This window comes from Acinetobacter sp. OYA S30 (genome assembly GCF_033599315.1).
GTDB lineage: Bacteria > Pseudomonadota > Gammaproteobacteria > Pseudomonadales > Moraxellaceae > Acinetobacter > Acinetobacter baumannii.
This window is the reverse complement of sequence record NZ_JAWVAV010000005.1, coordinates 91,020-112,430: the sequence shown is the minus strand read 5'-3', so window position 1 is coordinate 112,430 and position 21,411 is coordinate 91,020. Positions and strand designations below refer to the sequence as shown.

Annotated in this window: 23 protein-coding genes; 9 read left to right on the top strand and 14 right to left on the bottom strand. The window is 36.0% G+C overall.

The genetic code is table 11. The annotated features are described in order from the left end of the window. Positions 1-28: 28 nt before the first annotated feature. Entirely contained in the window at positions 29-466 is a 438-nt protein-coding gene (locus R5R67_RS04340; protein WP_001161759.1) for a PACE efflux transporter, read from the top strand. A gap of 57 nt (positions 467-523) precedes the next feature. On the opposite strand, the gene R5R67_RS04335 is transcribed toward R5R67_RS04340, so the two are convergent. The 3 genes from R5R67_RS04335 to R5R67_RS04325 all read right to left on the bottom strand — a co-directional run bounded on the left by R5R67_RS04335 (position 524) and on the right by R5R67_RS04325 (position 3,698). After that, on the bottom strand, positions 524-1,939 hold the full coding sequence (locus R5R67_RS04335) for a purine-cytosine permease family protein (protein ID WP_000378386.1): 1,416 nt from the start codon (positions 1,937-1,939) through the stop codon (positions 524-526). A 252-nt stretch (positions 1,940-2,191) separates the two neighbouring features. After that, positions 2,192-2,656 (bottom strand): hypothetical protein, encoded by a 465-nt coding sequence (locus tag R5R67_RS04330; RefSeq protein WP_001046931.1) that lies wholly within the window; start codon positions 2,654-2,656, stop codon positions 2,192-2,194. 112 nt (positions 2,657-2,768) lie between these two features. Next, a complete protein-coding gene (locus R5R67_RS04325; protein ID WP_001043467.1) occupies positions 2,769-3,698 on the bottom strand; it encodes a DMT family transporter in 930 nt (309 codons plus the stop codon). A gap of 94 nt (positions 3,699-3,792) precedes the next feature. On the opposite strand from R5R67_RS04325, the gene R5R67_RS04320 reads away from it, so the two are divergent. Beyond that, positions 3,793-4,644: a LysR family transcriptional regulator gene (locus R5R67_RS04320; protein WP_000568090.1), complete on the top strand. Its 852-nt coding sequence runs from the start codon at positions 3,793-3,795 to the stop codon at positions 4,642-4,644. Positions 4,645-4,683: 39 nt separating this feature from the next. Here R5R67_RS04320 and R5R67_RS04315 read toward each other — a convergent pair whose 3' ends face one another. From R5R67_RS04315 to R5R67_RS04295, 5 genes are all read right to left on the bottom strand, one after another. After that, positions 4,684-4,863 carry a hypothetical protein gene (locus tag R5R67_RS04315; RefSeq protein ID WP_000905610.1) on the bottom strand — a complete coding sequence of 60 codons (180 nt, stop codon included), beginning with the start codon at positions 4,861-4,863 and terminating at the stop codon, positions 4,684-4,686. Between the two features lie 576 nt (positions 4,864-5,439). Further along, the gene (locus tag R5R67_RS04310) at positions 5,440-6,459 is read right to left on the bottom strand and encodes a fimbrial protein (protein WP_000738473.1); all 1,020 of its coding nucleotides are present in this window, start codon (positions 6,457-6,459) and stop codon (positions 5,440-5,442) included. Further along, a complete protein-coding gene (locus tag R5R67_RS04305) occupies positions 6,456-8,993 on the bottom strand; it encodes a fimbria/pilus outer membrane usher protein (RefSeq protein WP_016654165.1) in 2,538 nt (845 codons plus the stop codon). Before R5R67_RS04305 ends, R5R67_RS04310 begins: the two co-directional genes overlap by 4 nt. Before the next feature lie 51 nt (positions 8,994-9,044). Further along, complete coding sequence (locus R5R67_RS04300; protein ID WP_000898897.1) at positions 9,045-9,785, bottom strand: molecular chaperone; 741 nt, start codon at positions 9,783-9,785, stop codon at positions 9,045-9,047. 70 nt (positions 9,786-9,855) lie between these two features. Next, positions 9,856-10,392, bottom strand: a complete 537-nt coding sequence (locus tag R5R67_RS04295; protein WP_000713431.1) for a fimbrial protein — start codon at positions 10,390-10,392, stop codon at positions 9,856-9,858. Between the two features lie 445 nt (positions 10,393-10,837). Between R5R67_RS04295 and R5R67_RS04290 the strand changes: the two genes are divergently transcribed. Beyond that, on the top strand, positions 10,838-11,188 hold the full coding sequence (locus R5R67_RS04290) for a hypothetical protein (RefSeq protein WP_001061891.1): 351 nt from the start codon (positions 10,838-10,840) through the stop codon (positions 11,186-11,188). Positions 11,189-11,251: 63 nt separating this feature from the next. After that, positions 11,252-11,464, top strand: a complete 213-nt coding sequence (locus R5R67_RS04285) for a hypothetical protein (protein WP_000030991.1) — start codon at positions 11,252-11,254, stop codon at positions 11,462-11,464. A gap of 45 nt (positions 11,465-11,509) precedes the next feature. On the opposite strand, the gene bioB is transcribed toward R5R67_RS04285, so the two are convergent. Both bioB and queG read right to left on the bottom strand, forming a co-directional pair. After that, the gene (gene bioB / locus R5R67_RS04280; protein WP_000175362.1) at positions 11,510-12,499 is read right to left on the bottom strand and encodes a biotin synthase BioB; all 990 of its coding nucleotides are present in this window, start codon (positions 12,497-12,499) and stop codon (positions 11,510-11,512) included. A gap of 99 nt (positions 12,500-12,598) precedes the next feature. Further along, positions 12,599-13,687, bottom strand: coding sequence for a tRNA epoxyqueuosine(34) reductase QueG (gene queG, locus R5R67_RS04275; RefSeq protein WP_000204462.1), 1,089 nt, complete (start codon positions 13,685-13,687; stop codon positions 12,599-12,601). 28 nt (positions 13,688-13,715) lie between these two features. Here queG and R5R67_RS04270 point away from each other — a divergent pair, with 28 nt between their 5' ends. Beyond that, complete coding sequence (locus tag R5R67_RS04270) at positions 13,716-15,176, top strand: bifunctional ADP-dependent NAD(P)H-hydrate dehydratase/NAD(P)H-hydrate epimerase (RefSeq protein WP_001149473.1); 1,461 nt, start codon at positions 13,716-13,718, stop codon at positions 15,174-15,176. Positions 15,177-15,180: 4 nt separating this feature from the next. Here R5R67_RS04270 and ruvC read toward each other — a convergent pair whose 3' ends face one another. Then, positions 15,181-15,726, bottom strand: a complete 546-nt coding sequence (gene ruvC / locus R5R67_RS04265; protein ID WP_001128330.1) for a crossover junction endodeoxyribonuclease RuvC — start codon at positions 15,724-15,726, stop codon at positions 15,181-15,183. 229 nt (positions 15,727-15,955) lie between these two features. Here ruvC and R5R67_RS04260 point away from each other — a divergent pair, with 229 nt between their 5' ends. Further along, the gene (locus R5R67_RS04260) at positions 15,956-16,549 is read left to right on the top strand and encodes a helix-turn-helix domain-containing protein (RefSeq protein WP_000340963.1); all 594 of its coding nucleotides are present in this window, start codon (positions 15,956-15,958) and stop codon (positions 16,547-16,549) included. Continuing rightward, positions 16,546-17,091 carry a GNAT family N-acetyltransferase gene (locus tag R5R67_RS04255; protein WP_001109746.1) on the top strand — a complete coding sequence of 182 codons (546 nt, stop codon included), beginning with the start codon at positions 16,546-16,548 and terminating at the stop codon, positions 17,089-17,091. The genes R5R67_RS04260 and R5R67_RS04255 overlap by 4 nt, the downstream gene beginning before the upstream one ends. Positions 17,092-17,162: 71 nt before the next feature. Here R5R67_RS04255 and R5R67_RS04250 read toward each other — a convergent pair whose 3' ends face one another. After that, positions 17,163-17,987: an OXA-51 family carbapenem-hydrolyzing class D beta-lactamase OXA-208 gene (locus tag R5R67_RS04250; RefSeq protein WP_001021780.1), complete on the bottom strand. Its 825-nt coding sequence runs from the start codon at positions 17,985-17,987 to the stop codon at positions 17,163-17,165. Positions 17,988-18,385: 398 nt separating this feature from the next. Between R5R67_RS04250 and R5R67_RS04245 the strand changes: the two genes are divergently transcribed. Continuing rightward, positions 18,386-18,946, top strand: coding sequence for an FxsA family protein (locus R5R67_RS04245; RefSeq protein WP_001050729.1), 561 nt, complete (start codon positions 18,386-18,388; stop codon positions 18,944-18,946). Between the two features lie 62 nt (positions 18,947-19,008). On the opposite strand, the gene R5R67_RS04240 is transcribed toward R5R67_RS04245, so the two are convergent. Next, on the bottom strand, positions 19,009-19,194 hold the full coding sequence (locus R5R67_RS04240) for a hypothetical protein (RefSeq protein ID WP_000192619.1): 186 nt from the start codon (positions 19,192-19,194) through the stop codon (positions 19,009-19,011). Between the two features lie 258 nt (positions 19,195-19,452). On the opposite strand from R5R67_RS04240, the gene R5R67_RS04235 reads away from it, so the two are divergent. After that, entirely contained in the window at positions 19,453-19,701 is a 249-nt protein-coding gene (locus R5R67_RS04235) for a hypothetical protein (RefSeq protein ID WP_000966850.1), read from the top strand. Positions 19,702-19,824: 123 nt separating this feature from the next. On the opposite strand, the gene metK is transcribed toward R5R67_RS04235, so the two are convergent. Beyond that, on the bottom strand, positions 19,825-20,991 hold the full coding sequence (gene metK / locus R5R67_RS04230; protein WP_001209544.1) for a methionine adenosyltransferase: 1,167 nt from the start codon (positions 20,989-20,991) through the stop codon (positions 19,825-19,827). Between the last annotated feature and the right edge of the window lie 420 nt (positions 20,992-21,411).

The following is a 21,411-nucleotide window of genomic DNA, read 5'->3' as shown; positions in this document are numbered from 1 at the left end:
AAAAAGAAGTGATAAAAGTTGAAAGATTATGCAAGGTTTAAAACGTCGTATTGTTTATGTTTCTTCATATGAAATTATTGGAATGGTGATTTCATCAGTAGGTTTGGCTCTTTTGGCCGGAGATAGTGTAGAGCACACTGGGCCACTTTCAGTGATGATTACTACTATTGCGGTAACGTGGAACTTTATCTACAACATTCTTTATGAAAAATGGGAGGCTCGCCAAGAAAGTAAGTCGCGTACGGTTAAACGAAGAATTGCGCATGCGATCGGATTTCAAATTACTTTAGTAATGTTCTTAATTCCGCTTATTGCGTGGTGGATGAATATTTCTCTTGTTGCCGCATTTTGGTTAGATGTTGCATTTATTATTATCATTCCAATTTATACATTCATATTTAATTGGACATTCGACAAGTTATTTGGATTACCTGCCTCTGCACAACCAAGTACTGCTCAACAGTAGAAAAATATTAATGAGATATCAAAGTGTTATTTTAGACTTTGATATCTCGTCTTAACATTATTTTACTCGTTCAAGTTGAAGAGCTTTTGAAATTTTTATTTGAGCTCTTTTGGCAAGTACATAATATAAAACTGCAGTGGATAACAATCCCACTAGCCAAGATAAATCGACTCCACCCAACATTTCGGCAATTTGTCCTTTATAGAATTTACTATCAATAAAGGGCAACTGAAGTAAGATACCAATACAATAACAAGCGATTCCAATCGTGTTCCAGCGGCCATATTTACCATTTGGGTCATATAAGGCATTTACATCGCATTCTTCTTTAGAAATAAAATAGTAATCAACTAAATTAATTGCACTCCAAGGAATGAAAAATGTAAGAAGAAACAAAATAAAAGATTTGAATGCGCTTAAAAAAGTATGTTCACCTACAACTGCAATAAATGTTGAGATAATTACCATCGCAAGAACAATTGTAAGTCGCGTTAATTTTGAAATTTGAGCACTTGGCTTAAAACTGTTCCAAATGGTCGCAATACACATAAAACTGCCATAAGCATTAAGTGTAGATAAAGTGACCTTTCCGAACGCAATACTAAAATATAAAAAAGTAATCACAAGAGCGATTGGATTCATGCCTACGACGTACTGAACTTCATTGCCAACAAAGCCACCATTCGAGACTTGAGCAATGAATACACCGAGCATCATTGAAATTTGGGAGCCTATTAAAGACCCAAGCCCAACTGCCCAAAATACGCGTGTTGAAGAGGTTTTTGTAGGAAGATAACGAGAATAATCTGCTACATAAGGTCCAAATGAAATTTGCCAAGAAGCAGAAAGAGAAACTGCTAATAAAAATGATGACCAGCTAAAATGCCGTACAGCAAGCAATTCTGAAATATTAGAGAGAGCTAAAATTTGAGTTAAAATAATAACAAAAGCAATTAAACCAATAACACTTGCAACTTTGCCTACCCAATGAATTAAACGATAGCCAATTGTCGCAAATATAATAATAAAACAAGCATAGATTAAAATACCTGTTGTATTACTCACCTGTGCTAGATGAGCAATTGCTTTACCTGCGAGTACCTCACCAGTGGCCGTAAAGCCAATATACATAAGACAAACAAGAATGATGGGGATACAGGCACCATATACCCCAAATTGGACTCGACTCGAAATCATTTGTGGAAGGCCGAGTTTTGGACCTTGAGCTGCGTGTAAAGCCATGACGGCAGCACCAAAGCATTGTCCAATAAAGAGGCCAATGATTGACCAAAATACATCACCACCTAATACGACGGCTAATGCACCTGTAACAATAGCTGTAATCTGTAAATTGGCCCCGAACCAAAGCGTAAATTGGGCAAATATACTGCCATGCCTTTCATTTTCAGGAATAAAGTCAATACTTCGGTTTTCAACAAATCCGCTTTTCGATTTCCCAGCTGATGAGTCCATAACACTCTCCTTATCCTTTAAGAGCTTTTCTATTATTAGATCCATTTATGTATAAACAAATACAAACATGTATATACAAGTTATTTGAGAAAGAAGCAAATGGTTTTTTGAGCCGATACCTTAAAATTTTTTTGTTTGTAAATTAAAACGAGTTGAGAAAACGAAACTGATGTTATGACTATTTTTATAAAGATGAGTCTGTTTGATCCGTAAATTCAGTTTATAAAAAAGCCCTCCATTGAGGGCAGATAATCAGACTTCTGCATCAAGGATTGCTTGAAAAAATACAGGTAACTCCGAAAATTGAACTAATTGTGTTTTATCAGCGTGTTTGTAATAGTACTGATAGTGGGGTGTTTCAAAACCACTATCAAGATATTGGGTTGCATCAGAAAATTGGGCTTTTGCAACGGGCTTATCCTTTTTAAATTTAACAATAATAGGATTAACGGAATTTAATTTAACAGGAACACCATTCTCGAATTTGGCTGTTTCAATGAGTAGAGATATTTTAAAATCACCAAATACTACACAAAACTGTCCTCCATTTTCTGTTTTAATTTCTCGATCATGAAAAAGTTCTTTAAATAAATTTTTTAATGATTCTCTATGCTTGTCTAAAGCTAACTGAAAATCATGATCTTGCTGTTCTAGTTTCTCTTGCTCTTCTTTTAGCAATTTGGCCTGTTTTTCGATAGTTGTAAAATCCAAATTCATCTTAATTCTCCTTGTTGTGTTTTAAAACTATATATGGCAACCATTTGTTAAGTTTTAAAGAAACATACATTCTTTGTTACAACGCAATAATTAAGATGAATTTGTGTGATCATTACTTTGTGCAAGGCTTAGCTATAAGTGCAGGACGTTTAATCTGAATAAATCCTCCACTACTCATCACGCCAAGCATGACTAAAGCTGTGCCTATAAGTTGCCAGATATTAAGTGATTGACCAGCTAACAAGGCAACTAACATACTAAAAACCGGAACAAAGTTAAAAAAGATTGATGCTCGGCCTGCACCTAGTTTTTGAATACCATTAAACCAAAATAAATAAGCAATCATGGTAGAACAAATAATGACGTATCCCATAGCTAAGTGTGCAGTGATAGGCGCCATAGCAATTGCTTGAGAAGGGTGCTCAAAAATTACACTTAATATGATTAAAGTCAAAGCACCGAACATCATGGAAAAGGTTGTGGTCTCTAAAGGTGTAGCATTTTTTACATAACGGCGTGATAGCACATTCGCTAAACAAAAACTGACACCACCTAGTAAGATGAATAAGTCACCGATTGCTATTTTTAAGTGTAGTAGCGTTGAAATATGGCCATGACTAATAACAAAAAGTACACCACTTAAGCCAAATACAACACCAATAGACTTATTAAGTGTGAGTTTTTCTCCATCAAGTAAAATTGTTAACAGTAAAGTAATTAAAGGTGTTGTGGCCATGATTAAAGCGCCATTGACTGCTGAGGTGGTTTGTAAACCATAGAAACAGCCTAGGTTAAAACCGGCAATACCTATAATTCCAATAATAAGATAGATAGCTAAATTTTGCCGTAATGCGGCCCAACGTAGCTTTCCTATAGCTGCAAAAAGAATAAATAGGCCAAGGCTTGCAATTGTAAAACGTTCAGCTGCTGCTGAAAGAGGTGGCATATATTGAATCACATAAGACATCGCATTAAATGCCGAGCCCCAAAACAGCATTGTGATTACAACACCAGTATAGGCATACACCATTGATTTATTCATGATTGGGCTCCGAAAAAGAATGTCTTTATTCTGAGTAATCACATAAAGGTGTACAATTCCATATTAATTCATCTCTGATGTGAAAATTTGCACAATGATTGATTGGGAAAATTTACATTACTTTTCAGTTTTTTCTGAAGAGAAGACACTTTCAGCTGCTGCAAGAAAGTTAGGTGTTGACCATGCTACTGTTGCAAGAAGAATTGCCCAGTTAGAAGATAATTTAAAACTAAAATTAGTGGACCGTAGACCTCGTACTTATATTTTAACTTCAGAGGGGGAACGTCTGGCCAAAATCGTGACACGTATGATGGAAGAAACATTTTCTATTGAACGTCTAGCTCAGGCAGGACAACAGGAAATTAGTGGAGTAGTTTCGGTAAGTCTACCGCCAGCTACGGCTGCACATTTGGTAATGCCTCATCTTGGTAAGTTTTATCGTCAATATCCTGAGCTACAATTGAGAATACTCGGTGATGTTCATTATGCCTCCTTACAGCATCGCGAAGCAGATATCGCAGTTCGCTTTGGACGCCCTAAAGATGATTATCTAATTGCACGTAAAGCTGGTGAAGTTCCTTTTGGCATATATGCAGCCCAAGAATATTTGGATGCTATACAAGAAGAAAACTATGAATGGATTTGCGTTGAAGTTGGTGGAGTTCAAGGACAAAAACAGCAAAAGCTAAAACAACGGTTAAATTATAAAGAGCCGGTTATGGTTACGAATCATCCTGAGCTTCAATGGCGGGCTACTTGTGGAGCAGTTGGCTTAGCTGTACTACCTAATTTTTTAGGCCAGCAAGGTCATTTAGTAAAATTACCTGATGATGACCCAATGAGTGCTGAAATTTGGTTAGTTATTCATGAAGATCTGCGGAGTAGTCCTGCAGTAAGAGTAGTGATGGATTTTCTTTTAGATTGTTTTGAACCTTTTCGTGTTTAATATTGCTTAAGCCTTGACTTCAATTAGCTTAATTAATTTTTATTGATCAGGAAAACTTCCTGCATCTTCTCTTGCTTGCTTTAAGGCTAGAAAAAAACACAGCAGAAAAAGTAAACCAATAAAAAATAAGAAAAAATCTAAATAACTAATACCTAAACCAACTCCGAAAGCCCCTAAACTTAATAATAAAATACAAAATATTTTCCAAATAATGAGCATGTGGTTTTGTAATAAAAACTTGAAGTTAGACTGTAATTGAAAAATATTTCCAGATATGTGTTTGTTTTTTTTCTTATAGGTTATGTAAAGCTTTATAATTTATCGAATTACATAATATTTACTTTTAACTAAACCCTCCTATTTGAGCACTTTTTAATTTTACTATACATTCGTATATATAAAATTTATGTTTTTTGAATTAATAGAATGATAATTCTTTAGAAAGCCTGTAAAATGAAAATCGTAAACTTTATTTTTAACTTATTTTCATTTAAAATTAATGGGTTAAATAAATTTATCAAACTTTTGTTAAAAAAAAGACTTGATATTTAAGCTAAATTTTGAAATTATAGTCATGCAAATTGTGATCTATTTCCCACAATTTGTATTTCAGGTTAAGTGGTTATCACTAATGCTCATTAGCTTTTTTCGCTTATGAGCATTTTTTTAATTTATTTATTAGTAAAATTTAAAAAATAATGTGTATGATCATTTGACTTTTTTAGTATTAATTAAAAATTATTCATTCTATAAAGCCTACTACTTACTACTAAGATCTAGTGTTTAGAAGAAGTACTAATCATATTGGATCGTTACCGTTGCATTAGCTTTGACTTCACCGGCTGTTACATTCGAAGCAGTTTGATAATAACGCGCTGTTAAAGGAATATCGTACTGTACTGTCTGGTTAGAACTTACTGTACCAATATCTAGTTTGTTTCCTTTTCGAATAGAATTGTTCGCGCCATTCATATTCCATAACAATTCAACACCAACTCCGTTCGCTTTAGTTGAGTCAGCAGCACTGTTATTAATAACCTGACTATTTGAAGTGTCAGAAATGTAGTCAAAGCTTAAACTCAGTGTATTACTCGTTGGTACACCCGAGTTATTTTCCCCACCATTACAAAGAATCGATAAATTAAAGTTTTTCTCACCTTGAGTTGATCCAATAGCTCTAAAACCTGACTTCATCACAGTGGGAAGCTGAACAACCGTATCTATGCCGTTTTGAATTTCACAAGAAGATGATGCAATAAGAATAGGGGAGCTGCTTAATACTGTAGTCGTTAAGAAAGGACGATTTTGTTGTCCTGTTACATAATAGGTACTGTAACGACCAGCAACTAATGCACCTGAACCTGTAGTTGCAGCAGTTTTAATCACTTCCATGACAAAATATCCTGGTGAAAGCGTATATGTTGTATTAGGAGTCAAGGTACGTTTATAAGGGTAATATCCAGAAAAATCTGTAGAGTCGAATGCCTCTCTATAAAGTCGAATACCTATACCCGGAATATTGGTTGCATACACATTATTTCCAATCGAGCTAACAGGATAGTTTAATGGAAGTGCCGCTGTAATTTGGTCACTGGCACGGTTGCAAGTTGCAGTAGAATTATTGGGTGAAATAGTAAAAGTATTCTTTTGGAGAACTGTTCCGATTGGATCGGTCGGGCGTACTACAATAGTCCCAATCGTCATTGGAATATCGACTGTGGTAAAGCCCTTGCTTAAAGTACAGTTGGCATAGGTTTGGTTATAAATAAAAAAACTAGTGATGAGTAAACCGCTCTTTATAAGCATTTTTTTCATTTGCAGACTGCCTCTGTCATAATAATTGATTGTTTTTCCTGTAAGATTTTTGATTGAATGTCATAATCAAGTTGACATTCTTCACTATTACTTTGTCCCCATTTCACATAAAGATGATCTTGAGTTAGGGGAGTACGTAAATAAATCCGGCTACCTTGGGCTACCATTCCGACTATTTCATTGTTTTGATTAAAAACTTGTGCTGCAAATGGCAAATGGCCGCCATTAGGTGTTTGGGTGCTAATAAAAACTGCATATCCCGTTTTTGTTGAAAAGTTAACTTTAGTGATCGATCCTGCATATGGGGCAATACGATGACTTGTTTCCGTAAGTTCAACAGTTGATGGCATCCCTTGAGGGTCAAGGCTAATGTCATTTAAGCGATAGGGGGTTACATAAGGAATGACAGCATAACCTTGTTTATTAATGCTTAGACCAGAGGTATTGCCGACTCGAGCACCAGTCGCTTGAGGCGCATATACTAATACCATGGTCTGTACTTGGTCTGGGCCAAATAAAATACCTTGTGAGTGAGCGACCAAGCTTCCATTTAAATTGATCATTTCTTGTTGGTATGTATCGGACTGACCAAAAGAAGCGCCTATAGTTGTATAGTTAGTACGGTAGGTGCCATTGATATTTAGGCTTGTTTGTCCTTGATCTTGATATGAAATTGATGAGCCATAATCAAAGCGGTTTCCGATATAACCACTCATTCCTAAAGTTCGGCTATCTTCTGAAATAGAACTATTAAAATTAACGGTATTTTTTTTAAATTGAAGTGGAAAAGATAAAGACAACAAATATTGCGTTTCGTGACCAGAATTTTGATTTTCTTGGTCAAACTCATGAGTAATTGCAGAAATACTGTAAGTCAGATCTTTAAATTGATTACTATATCCAAATTGGAATTGTTGATTACGATTAGGCTGGTTCCAATAATTAATCCACGAGCCTACTAAATAAAAATTACCCCATTGATTTGGTAGGCCTTGGTTTAATGTGATCTGAAATTCACTTTTTTGTTTCCCCACGGAAAAGCTATCAATATCTTGTTGTTGCAAGTCACGAATTAAAATTGAATCGCGTAATTTCAAATAATTTTCTGTGGAATATCTATACGTAGCTAATGTTAAATTGGTGTTGGTTGGAGTAAATAGTCGGTTATAACTTAAACGATAACTTCGTCCTTTAAGTGTGGGCTTTTGTTCGAACTCAGCTGACGACTGAGTTGCATCAAATGAAATTGCACCGATTGGGGTTGCAAATGCGCTACCTATTAAAAAAGACTGGTAGTTTTCAGTTGCCTGAAAGCCTGTATAGCTTGTTAAATAGTTATTGATACCTCTTTGATACTTACCTTGCACTAGCCATGGTTTTAGATTGATATTGGCATCTCTAAACTGTCCCAAAGTAAAAGAATATCGGCTCATTTTAGGTCTTAGCATCTCAATGACAGAAGCATAAGGAATAGAAAACTTTTGAATTTCTCCATTTGTTTCATATATAGAGACTTGTAATTCGCCACCGAAGCCTGTGGGATAAAGATCATTAATTTCAAAACTTCCGGGTGTAACAGTCGTTTGATAAATTAAATTTCCTTGCTGACGTACCTCTACTTTTGCATTGGTTTTGGCATAACCTCGAATTTGGGGAGCATATCCGAGCATACTGTTAGGAAGCATGCGGTCATCACTTGATATGTTAATCCCACGATAAGGCAGGGCATCAAAAAAATTATTATTGGTAAAATAATCACCTAAAGTAACAACACTATTGAGCTTGGGAAAAGCCTTTTGGGCATATGTATTATTTGATGTGTAGGAAGAAACCTTTTCTTGTATTTCATTATGATCTTGCCATTTCCACTGCCCAGTATGGCGTAATTGCCAATCATAGAGATTTAGACCAACATTTGTACCCATAAACGCATGATTTGTTTCATGGTTATTATTTACAATACGATAGGCAGAAGCATTGTATGCAAAAAAAGCTGCATTTATACCACGGTCCCATAAACGTGGGTCGACATACCCTTGAGCATTCTTTTGTAAAGCTACTTGCGGTATTGAAATATCAAGTCTCAGACGAGAAGTATCAAATTGATAAAAAGCATCGTTAACCCACTTGTCTAAGTCATTACAGGTATAGGTACTACTTACTTCATGATGAAAAATTTCTGGTTTAACTCCATATTCTAAAAGCATATCTGGGGTAAAACAGGTCTTTGCATTCTCATTCGAACGAGTACTTTTAAAAACAAACTTTCGTTTTCCTAACCACTGTCCATTAATATAGACGTCAAGACTATATTCACCCGGTAAAATAGGATTGCCGTACTTAAATCGACCAATATCAATTTTCTGTGCATTTCCCACTAAAAAATTAGTATCAAAGTCAGCTTTTAAAATATTTTCCCTATTCATAATGTCTGATGCATATACAGTTAAGGGGATATTAATTGCGAGACTCAATACTAAATAATATGTAGTGCGCTTTTTAAAGCATATACTGGATATGAACCATTCTGACATCGTCTTTATGCCTGTTCATGAGTAGGTGTTTAAATTAAAAAGTAGGTAAGCTTAGAACCTTATTACTTGTTCAATTCTTCCACCATAATCATTTATATAAACAAAGCTCATATTTGTTATATTGCTATTTTTAAGTTTTATTTGATCTTCTGAAAAAGGAGAAAGCATTAAACCCTGTTTTAATAAATCTGTTTTTTGATGATTTATTTCTTGAAAAATTGAGCTTATTGTAATGTAAAAGGGAGTAGGGTTTTTAATAAGCAAGTTTTCACCATTTTTTACCCACTGAATTTTTTCACTTAATGTATTAATATTTTCTTTTAGACTTACTGGTCGATAAAAGAACTTAATTCGTGAACGTATCGCTAATTGAAGAAAATTATTGGTTAATACTTCATTATTTTCTTGTTTGTTACCTTCCGGCCTTGGTGGTATATCTAATACATTAAGCCAAAATACACTTTCTTTATTTTGGTTTAATTGAGAAGCATTAGGTAGTGCAGTAATTCGTAAAGTTTGCCCTTTAGAGGGTTCTACTCTTGAAATAGGTGGTGTAATGATAAAAGGGACATTCGCTTCATCGGGAGTTGATTTAGCGTTTCCATCATCAATCCAAGCTTGAACCAATGAAGGCGCTGTACCGTTATTGCTGAGTTGTAAGTTTACTTCTCGAGCATCTGATGGATAGATTACACGTGTACCATGAAGCACTATTTCGGCATGCCCTGTAGTAGCAATTAATGCTTGAAGGCAAGCCATTCCCCAAAAAAATTTACGACCACGAAAAAGCATGAGTCATATTCTCAATAATAAATAATAGATGAGATATAGCTTCTATTTAAAAATAGAAGCTGGTTTTAATTTATTGATAAATAATCGTGTATTTCACTTGTGACGTTACAGTACCTGCTGTAGATGCTCCAGTTGCATAATATTCAGCATAATAATTAAGATCGGCATTCCCCCCAGCAGAAACATTTACCCATTGTGAGTTATCTTGTGCACCAGAAGCACCTTTCGCAATTACAGGAATTACTGCATTGTTGCTACCCAATAATTGGATGTTGACATTGGTAGCTGCACCAGAGGTAGCTTGGTTCAATAGTCGACCAGTATTAAAATCAACTGTTGCGCCTGGTTCAAAATAAGTCGCGACTTTACCAACTGAAGCACAATTCGTTAAATTGATTTGAAAAGGTGTACGACCAGCAACATCGCCCGCATTTTTCAAAGATTGAGATGATACTGTTGGTAAATTTACAGTGAGATTTTTATCACCAGTATCAATCGTACACGTATTATCAGTTACTAAACCATTAATAGTGATCGTACCATCAGCTGCTTGTGCTGCTGCAATATTAAAAAGAGAACTAGCCACAATAAAAATAAATTTTTTCATAAAATCCCCAGAATATTCAATAAATATCGCTTTATTACTCTTCAGTGCTTTTATTCTGATCAAGTAATGCGGTGGAAATATAGCACCTTTCAAGTAAAAAACAAGAATAACATTATATTTTTATGTATTTTGATTGGTTGTTTTTTATTGATAAAAGCGGTTTTTATTTTAATTTATACCATATGGTAAAATATCATGAAATTATTTTATTTAAATTAATTTGATAATAATTTTCATTTAAGGTTTTTAATTTTTAAGAATTGATTTTTTTATTGTAATTTTATATAAATTATATATTTTTGGATAAATTAACTGGTTGATTTTTATTATTAAAATTAATTTTTATATATCGTGTAAATATATTTATTTTTTTAAGAAAATTTTAAGGTTTAATTCCTAGTGTTTTAGTTGTAATTCAATAAAAGATCATCTGGAGTTTGGTTCCATGAACAACATGAAATACACGTATAAACCGAATTATTTTTTCTTTGCTCATAAATTAGTCTTGTTTTTAAAAGACTATTTACTCAAACATCCTACTGAACAGAACACGACGTTTAATTTACAAACAATTTATGATGTCTTTAGCCACGATCTAGCCTCTAGCACAACAAATCTAGAAGGTATTCTAAACATTGCGGATGAGTATGTTTTAGAAACAGAAGAGGGCCTTTTACCATTGATTAGTAGCCACTCAATCAATTTAAAGAATCATGTACTTTCTTTAGAGTTTTCACCTAAAGCGTTAACAAGCTTATTGTCGGGGCGTTCATTAGTGAATCCGAAGGCTGCTTAGATTTTCTTTTAAGGCAGAATGAACTCATATAAAATTCATAAAATTTATTTTTAAGAGTTATTTATGAGTAAAGACTTTAAAGCCTTAACTTATATTGCGGATGATAATATAGCAGATACAGTGACTTGGCTCTTACACCATCAAGATGTTTTTGAATCTTTTCACTTTGATGTATTGAGCCAAGAATTATCGGTTACCCATGCGGCAGGTAGGGATATTATTCGAGTTGGAACCTTTCTGAACGCGACTTATGGCATATTAGTCACTTCTGTATAAATGAAAAAAGCCCTGAATGATCAGGGCTTTTCAATTTTGATGAGGTTAAGCACTCATCGCATCTACTGATAAATCAGAAACAGTTGGTTTTGGCTTTTCAGCTGTTAACCCTAATTTATTAAATAACGCTTGGTCTTTACCTTCACCTGTATTTGGCGTCGTAAGTAATTTATCACCAGAGAACAGAGAATTTGCCCCCGCCATAAATGCTAAAGCTTGATCTGAGTCACTTAAAGATTCACGACCAGCAGATAAACGAATATAACTATGCGGCATAATGATACGTGCTACCGCAATAGTACGAATCCATTCAATAACATCTAGTTTTTCAACATCAGCTAATGGTGTACCTTCAATTGGAACAAGCATGTTAATTGGCACAGATTCTGGATGAATAGGCAAGGTTGCTAATTCATGTAACAAACCAATGCGATCTTCACGGCTTTCACCTAAACCAACAATACCGCCACTACATACTTTCATGCCAGCTTGACGTACATAATCTAAAGTATTCAAACGATCATCAAAAGTACGTGTGCTGATGATGTGGGAATAATACTCGCGAGATGTATCAAGGTTATGGTTGTAATAGTCTAAACCAGCATCTTTTAGGCGTTCTGCTTGTGATTGATTAAGCATACCTAAAGTCATACAGGTTTCCATACCTAGTGCTTTAACTTCACGTACCATTTCTAAAACATAAGGCATATCGCGCTCATGAGGGTTACGCCAAGCAGCACCCATACAAAAGCGAGATGAACCTGAATCTTTTGCAGCTTTTGCTTCGCTAATTACTTTTTCAACAGCAATACGTTTTTCTGCTTCTAATTTTGAATCGTAATGTGCAGATTGAGAGCAATATTTGCAATCTTCAGGACATTTACCCGTTTTAATAGATAAAAGGGTGCTGACCTGAATTGTATTGGCAGTGAAGTGCTCACGGTGTACTTGTTGAGCCTTAAAAACTAAATCCAAAAAAGGTTGTTCATATAGAGCTTGGATTTCTTCACGAGTCCAATCATTACGTAGAGTCATTGTCATATCCATGATGATGGCATTAATTCACTATACATAATCATACAGAATTCGTATTAAAGCTATAGGGCAAAAAACATCATTTTTTTAATTTGATAGCTAAAGTTGATTAAGTTGCTGTTCAATTGCCCAATCAATATGCACATTGACGATTTCGTCATGTAAGCTTTTGCCTTTGTTTAGCTGATCTACAATTTCTTTTGAGTACGGTGCGTTGCCTAAACCGATAGCGATATTACGTTTGAAGGATTGATAACCTGTACGTCGTATTGGGCTGCCTTCTGTATTGGCTAAAAAAGTAGCTTCGTCCCACTGCCAAATATCAAGCAAACTAATATTATCTAAACCATGTCTAGGATTGAAATCGGGAATAGACGCTGTTTTAGCAAAACTATTCCACGGGCAAATTAATTGGCAGTCATCACAACCAAATATCCGGTTACCAATGCCTGCGCGTAATTCTTCTGCAATGATTCCTTTATATTCGATGGTGAGATAAGCAATACAGCGTCTAGCATCTAACATATAAGGTTCGACAATCGCTTGTGTCGGGCAAATATCAATACACGCACTACAAGAACCGCAGTGAGAAGTAGCAGGTTCATCAAAAGGTAAGTCAAGTGATGTAAATAGTTCACCTAAGACAAAGAATGAACCTGACTTTTTATGAATGAGTAAAGTATGTTTACCTGTCCAGCCCATCCCAGCACTTTCAGCTAATGATTTCTCAAAAATAGGTGCCGAGTCTGCAAAAGGGCGGGATTCAAAATCTCCCACTTTTTCACGGATACGTGTGGCTAACGTTTTTAATCTGCCACGCATCACCTTATGGTAATCACGACCACGAGCATAACGGGCAATAATCGCAGAGTTTGGTTCAAAAGGTACATATCGTGGTTTTGGTGATTCCACCAAATAATTCATACGTACGCAAATAATACTTTTTGTTCCAGGCACCAATAAAGTTGGATCTGCTCGCTTTTCCAGATTTTCTTCTAAATAGGTCATATCTGCATGATAACCACGTTCAAGGTATTCTAAAAAACGTGGCATTTGCTCTTGAGCATCTGGTTTGGCAATGACACAATCAGCAAAACCCAAGTCTAATGCTTGAGCTTTGATCCATGCTTTTAATTCATGTGGATCAATTTGTTGCACTGCAATGCGTGATGTGTTGGAAGATGTCATAAACCGAAAAATGCAAGAGGATAAGAATATGCAGGCGGTAGTTTACCATAGCCAAGATATCCAGGCATGGGAGCAACGTTGGTTTGCTGCGCAAAACTCATCATTAGGTTTAATGCAACAAGCAGCTTGGTCAATCACTCAACAACTCATTGTACTTTTTCAAAAACAAAATTTTAAGAATATTGCTGTTTGGTGCGGACAGGGCAATAACGCAGGTGATGGATATTTTATAGCGAGTTATTTAAAACAGGCGGGATTCCATGTAGAGATATTTGCGGCTGAGTTGGGTGAATCAACTGATTTACACCATGCTGTCGATTTTGCGAAAAAAAATGATGTTCAGGTTCACCAAGGTTTTGAGGTGAGTAAAACCTTTGATTGCCATATTGATGCGTTGTTTGGGATTGGTTTAAACCGTGAATTAAACGGTTATTGGCAACACGCTATTCAACAATTTAATGGGCAAGCTGGGCTAAAAATTTCGATTGATATACCAAGTGGTTTACATGCAAATACTGGCTCTACTTTACCTTGTGCAATACGGGCTGATCATACATTTACTGTTTTAGGGCTTAAAGCAGGATTATTTACAGGCCAAGGTAAAGAATATGCAGGGCAAATTCATTTAATTAATTTAATACCAATAGACCAAGAGCTGAAACCTCTTGCTTACTTGACGCCAACACATATCAACTTTCCTAAACGTTTGGCTTTTGGACATAAAGGAAGTTATGGGCATGTTTTGGTGATAGGTGGACATGAGCAAATGGGCGGGGCCGTCATTATGGCTGCTGAAGCTGCTTTTCATGCAGGGGCAGGCAAGGTTACGGTAGTTTGTCATCGCAACCATCATCAGGCTATTTTGTCGCGAGCTCCTAATATTATGCTGCGTGATATTAATGATTTCGATGAAGACGGTATTAAAGAAATTTTATCTCAGGTTGATGCAGTATGTTTTGGAATGGGGTTAGGTCGTGATGACTGGGCACACCAAATCTATCAACAGTGGTTTAATTATTTAAATCAGACTTCACATTTAGAAGTTGTATTAGATGCAGATGCCCTATGGTTTCTCGCAAAGCAGCCTGAAAAATTGAGTTTACATATTTATGCAACACCTCATCCGGGGGAGGCCGCTACATTACTTGGTTGTTCTACTTGGCAAATTGAAAATGACAGAATTGCTGCGATTTATGCGTTGCAGCAAAAATATGCAGGCCAGTGGGTGCTTAAAGGAGCAGGCAGCTTAATTTTAGAAGATAACTTGTATATTTGTACGCAAGGTAATGCAGGTATGGGAACTGGTGGAATGGGAGATGTGTTGGCGGGCATGATTGCAAGCTTAAAAGCCCAGTTCCACAAAGCAGTTACCCTGCATGAGATCGTAACTCTCCATGCTCAGGCAGGTGACCAACTTGCCAAACAAGGCATGCGCGGTTTACAAGCTTATGAGATGAACCAAGCAATTACTCAAGTAGTAAACCAGTAAAGCTTTAGCGTCTACGGCTACTAGAGCGGCTGCGTCCACGAGCCATACCACCTAAAGCATTCAAGACGGTCAGTTTGCTCATACTTCCTGAAGCATGGGCATGACAAATTGCAGCAGCAAGAGCATCGGCTGCATCGGCTTGAGGTTTAATGGTCAGGTTAAGTAAACGCATTACCATCATTTGTACTTGTTCTTTATCGGCAGCACCATATCCCACTACAGATTGTTTAATCTGGCGTGCAGTGTATTCTGCAACTTGTAAATCTAAATTCACTAAAGCGGCTATAGCAGCTCCACGGGCTTGACCAAGTTTTAAGGCAGAGTCGGGGTTCTGTGCCATAAAGACTTGCTCAACCGCAGCTTCAGTAGGACCATGAAATTTCACAATTCGCTCAACACCAGCAAAAATACGCTTCAAGCGCTCTGGCATCTCTTGAGTTTCCGTTCGGATTGTACCGGCATCAACAAAACGTAGTTTACTACCATCTTTTTCAATGATTCCGTAACCTGTTAAGCGTGAACCTGGATCAATTCCAATAATCAATGGCATGTGAAGACTTACTTAAATAGTTTAGAGGGTATTGTTACATAGCCAAATCGGTTCTGCATGAGTAATTTAAAGAATGCTGCTATGAATGGTTATTTTTCGGTTTTTAATCCTAAAGATTTATATTGCCCACCCTGTTTTCCATATATTCATAATGAAGAGTTTGAAATCATTTGATGTAATTCTATTTTAATGGAATACTTATCTATAATGATGGAATTGAGCTTCTTTAATGGATGATATCAATATAAGGATTGCACATCGAATACGAGAGCTGCGTTTAGCACGTGGATATACTTTAGATGTATTAGCTGCCCGTTGCCAAGTTAGCCGTTCAGCTATTTCTTTAATTGAAAGAGGAGAAACGAGTCCTACGGCAGTTGTTCTTGAAAAACTAGCAAATGGTCTTGAAGTACCTTTAACTCAAATTTTTACGAATGAAGCAGGGAATTCATCATCTCAACCGCTTATTCGTCGGAATGAACAAGCTGAGTGGCGAGATCCGGAAACTGGCTATATACGCCGTACAGTTTCACCTCCGAACTTAAAATTACCCTTCCAGATTGTTGAAATTGAATTTCCGCCTCATTCTCGAATTACTTATGAAACTAATGAAAGCTCTAGAGTGGTACAGCAGCAGCTTTGGGTCGTTGAAGGGAAAATTGAAATTCAATTAGGTGAAACTTCTTATGCATTAGGTCAAGGGGATTGCTTGGCAATGCAATTAGATCAACCTGTCATATACAGTAATCATTCAGCTCAAGTTGCTCGTTATATTTTAGTCGTTTCTAATCAACTGGTGCCCGCTCTTAAGGAATCTTTATGAACTATTCCCTCGATTCTAATTTCCGTTTAATTGATTGTAATGAAGCAGAGCATGCGGTAGCAATATTAGAAATTCTAAATGATGCGATTGTTAACTCTACCGCATTGTATGACTATGTTCCCCGTTCACTTGATTCAATGAAAACATGGTTTTCGGTAAAAAGAGAAAATGGTTTCCCTGTCATTGGGGTAGTAGATGAGTCAGGTAAGTTATTAGGATTTGCCAGTTGGGGAACATTTAGAGCGTTTCCAGCTTATAAATATACGGTTGAGCATAGTATCTATATTCATCATGAACATCGCGGTTGTGGTCTAAGTAAAGTTTTAATGCAAGCGTTAATTCAACGAGCTCAACAGGCTCAATTTCATGTGCTCATTGGTTGTATTGATGCGACAAATCAAGCCAGTATAGGCCTTCATGAGAAAATGGGCTTTACCCACGCTGGTACTTTTAAACAAGTGGGTTTTAAATTTGGGCAATGGCTTGACGCTGCTTTTTACCAACTAGTTTTGGATACTCCATTTGAACCAGTGGATGGATAGATTATCAGTTTTGAAAATAGGCAATGGCCCAGATCAAAATGGTAAAAAGTGAACTGGGCTATAAACTAACTCTATAAAATACCTAATTGTTCTAAACTTTTATAAGTAATCTCTTTTCGAACAGAGCTAGGTATTCCTTTTTTCATTTCTAAGTTAAGGGAGAACGCTACAATATTCCCTTGAGGCTGAACAACCCATCCAGTTAACCAGCCTACTTGTGGGTCTACATCCCATCCCCAACCACTTTTTGCGTATATTTTATTTCCATTCTTTTCTTCTATGAATAACATGGATTGCACTTCATCTTGGACTTTTTGGCTAAATGGAAGCGTTTTATTAGCTAGCTTGTAAGCAAATTGTGCCTCTTGCTGAGGAGTAATTTTTAAAGGACCCACCAGCCAAAAATTATCGACTTGGGTACCGATATCTGCATTGCCATAACCAACACGCTTCACTTCATTAGACATGAGTTCAAGTCCAATACGACGAGCTAAATCTTGATAAACCGGAATAGCGGAAGCTTTCATAGCATCGCCTAGGGTCATGTCCTTTTCCCATTCTGGGAACAGCCTTTTTTGCCCGTTCCACTTAAATACTTCTGTGGTGGTTGCCTTATGGTGCTCAAGGCCGATCAAAGCATTAAGCATTTTGAAGGTCGAAGCAGGTACATACTCGGTCGAAGCACGAGCAAGATCATTACCATAGCTTTGTTGAGTTTGACCTTGATGGATAACTAAAACACCCGTAGTGTGTGCTTCGTTAAATAAATTTTTAATTTTCTCTGCTTTGTCATCAGATTTTGAAGCACTGTGATTTGGATTAGCAGTCACTATATAAGGTGAGCAGGCTGAAATAAAAATAGCGCTTGTTATAAGTAAGAGTGCTTTAATGTTCATAAGACTTATAAAATTGAATTTGAAGTTTAGCTAATTAATGTAACTTGAGTAGATCAATTATTAGATATCAAAAATGTAAGTTAAATTTTATAAAAAAGCTGCTAATAGATAAAAGCATCAGCCAATTCATGAAAAAATTGCAATCTTGTAGAAAAAACACTTGATAAAGTTGATATAGCACTCATTAATAATAGAGTATGACTGTTTTATTAAGTTAGAATCAGTCTTATTTATAGTATTGCAGAACCTTAGTTTAGCTATGATTTTAGGTTACAACAAAAACATTGTCTAAGCTTCGCAACTAAATTTAATCCATGATTTCAAATGAAAAATGGATGAGTTTAGTTAAGTAGTAACAACTGCAATGAATTTTCTTTTTGAGATAGATAAAGTTTTACATGAATTTACTTCTTATTGTGGTTCTGGGCGCGATTGTTGAAATTGCCGTATGGATTGGCGTAGCACAGTTCATCAGTGGATGGTATGTGTTTTTCTGGTTCATTATTGCTTTCTTTATTGGTCTAACGCTTATTCGTAATAGTACGGCTGGTATTATGCCGCAATTACAACAAATGCAGATGACTGGACAATTGGGTAATGATCCGACTGTGACTAAAAAATTAGCTTATGCTTTTGCTGGTTTTTTATTAATGTTGCCAGGTTTGGTATCGGATGTATTAGCGCTCTTAATTCTTATTCCGGGCGTGCAAACTGCGTTTCGTAATATTGCAATGAGAACACTCGCAAAACGTCAGCAAGCCATGATGAACAAAATGATGGGCGGCATGGGTGGTGCAGGTGCTGGTCAAAACCCATTTGCAGATTTAATGCGTCAAATGCAGGATATGCAGAATCAACAAGGTGGTGGTAGCCAATATCATGATTCTAGTATTATTGATGGCGAAGCGAGAGAAGTTACTCCAGACCACAAGAAAATTGAGCATAAAAATAAAGATTAATTAATCCATTATAAAAAAGGGCCTAAATCTAAAAGATTTAGGCCCTTTTTAATTTATAACAATTAATCATCTGAAGTTTCAGAAATATCTGCTTTTGCTTGAATCATCTCGTTTTGATTATCTTGGAGCTTAGTTTGAGGTTGATACTTGTTTGAAGGCAGAGCTACTTGCTTGTTTTCAGATTGTTGATATTTTCGGCTTCTATTGGCTCTTTCACGAAAGCCACCTTTATTAATGAGCTGTGTCATAAATTCGCCTAGAAAATAAAATATGTTTCTATTTTAACAAATTCAACGAAATATCAAAATAAGAAAAATAGTGCTAAAAAAATAATATTTAGTCTATCTCTTTGTATAAATTAAATATTTGAAATTTGAACGGATTGTTCATTCAGATTGAATTATCTTTTCATTTCACATAGGATAAATATAAAGGATGTATAAATTTAAAAATGTAGCAAACCTATTAAAACAACAACGGTTGAAGTGAGGGAAGGAGGGTTACCTATGCTATATCAATATCATTGTGCTTGTTGCGACAAAGTTGTGGCATCAACTGATAAATCATGTCCATATTGCGGTTCACACCATATTCGTAGTCCATATGGCCTATGGATGTTTTGCGTGATGGCTTGTCTAGCAGTTGTTGTCGTATTCAAAGTTGTTCATCTTTATATCCAGAATCATCAAGATACACCTGTGCAATCGACTCTGTTAGATGTATTAAATGAAGGTGATAAGAGCACAAAACAATAATATTGCTTAATACTCACTACATGCCTTTAAATAATGTATGTTGAAGGGGCTGTTGTTTAATTTTAATCAAATACAAAAATAATAAAAAAGCCCGCTGAAGAGCGGGCTTTTAATATAATCAGCTTAAAGGCCTGCGGCATCTTTAAGTGCTTCAACTTTATCGGTTTTTTCCCATGTAAATGCAGTATCTGAACCTTCACGACCAAAGTGGCCGTAAGCAGCTGTTTGTTTATACATAGGTTGAATTAAGTTAAGCATGCGAGTAATACCAAACGGACGTAAATCGAAATGTTCACGTACTAACTGGATAATTAACTCATCAGAAACTTTTGCAGTACCAAAAGTATTGATTGAAATAGAAGTTGGCTCTGCAACACCAATTGCATAACTCACTTGAATTTCACATTTGTCCGCAAGACCAGCAGCAACAATATTTTTAGCTACATAACGACCAGCATACGCAGCTGAACGGTCTACTTTAGATGGATCTTTACCAGAGAATGCACCACCGCCGTGACGAGCCATACCGCCATAAGTATCAACGATGATTTTACGGCCAGTTAAACCACAGTCACCCACAGGTCCACCGATAACAAACATACCAGTCGGGTTAATGTGGAATTTAGTTGCTGCATGGAACATTTCAGCAGGAATGATCGGTTTAATAATTTCTTCAATTACAGCTTCTTTAAGCTGAGTTTGAGTAATTTCAGGATCATGTTGTGTAGAAAGTACTACTGCGTCTAAACGTACAGGTTTGCCATTTTCATAAGCAAAAGTTACCTGACTTTTTGCATCTGGACGTAACCATGGTAATGCACCAGAACGACGAAGTTCAGCTTGGCGTTCCATTAAACGGTGAGCATAAGAAATAGGGGCTGGCATAAGCACGTCGGTTTCACGGCTTGCATAACCAAACATTAAACCTTGGTCTCCAGCACCTTGGTCTTCAGGTTTTTGGCGGTCTACACCTTGTGCAATCTCTGGTGATTGTTTACCAATCATGTTGATTACAGCACAAGTTGAACCATCAAAGCCTAAATCTGAATGGTGATAGCCGATACCGTTAACAGTTTGGCGAACAACAGCTTCTACATCAATATTCGCAGTTGTTGTGATTTCACCTGCAAGTACAACAGCGCCTGTTTTTACCAGTGTTTCACAAGCAACACGTGCGTATGGGTCTTCTTTTAAGATTGCATCCAAAATAGCGTCGCTAATTTGGTCGGCCATTTTATCGGGATGACCTTCGCTTACAGATTCCGAGGTAAAAACAGCGTACTCGCGCATGAAAGTCCTATCTTGGTTATTTCAAAAAGACATAATATGTTACATCGACTTGAGCTTGAGGACCAGTTCATACTGACTAAAAAGCATGAATTTCTTTCATTTCTACTATGTTTTAATTGATATGTGTATCAGGGAAATTGATATAGATAGATGAAAATTAATCATTTTTATATTAGAGTTTTAATAAAATGTTTAAATTTTAAACATTTGATTTTGTTAAATATTAATAAAGAAAATTTAGACTATGAAGTGAAAAGCTATAAATAAAGAAAATAAATACAACTCTATATGCTGATTACGAGGAAGAAGCTTACAATCGTTGAGCATGGAAATAAGTATAAATACTATTGTTTTACACAGTTTAAGAATCTAAATGTTTTTTGAGTAACCAAGAAATAGTTAAAAATAAAGAAATATACA